Origin of the sequence: Enterovibrio norvegicus FF-33 (assembly GCF_000286835.2) — a bacterium.
Classification (GTDB): Bacteria; Pseudomonadota; Gammaproteobacteria; order Enterobacterales; family Vibrionaceae; genus Enterovibrio; species Enterovibrio norvegicus_A.
Map to the genome: position 1 here is coordinate 607,649 of NZ_AJYD02000038.1, position 388 is coordinate 608,036.

Below are 388 nucleotides of genomic sequence, written 5' to 3' on the forward strand. Positions count from 1 at the left end.
AAGCGATATAACGTCGTAATAATGGGCGCTGGCAACACCCAAAAACAAACAAAATAACCGTATTCACAATGGGTTAGAAAAAAACCGCAGTGCGATTGCGTCCCATTGATTACCTTGTTATAGCAAGAACCAAACCTTGCGCGGCTTGCCGCCAACCTGCTGTTGAACAAGACATTTTGAACTAAACCCAAACGAAACAGCTTCAACAAACCACCAAGAAAAAGCCCTTTCGTTTAAATTCAGCACTGAAACCTGAGAAATAAACACTTTAACCAAACCGCCAGATGACGATTCAAAGCAAAACCCATTTAAACCACCTGCTATGAAAAACGGGTTTAGCTCGCCAAACCTCGGACTGAGTACATTCAATAGGAACAGACATATAACG

General features: G+C 42.0%; 1 protein-coding gene. It reads right to left on the bottom strand.

Annotated features, from left to right (window positions below):
* Positions 1-117 precede the first annotated feature (117 nt).
* Positions 118-388, bottom strand: a 271-nt coding sequence (locus tag A1OO_RS23680) for a hypothetical protein (protein WP_206744158.1), incomplete at its 5' end; no start/stop codon positions are given.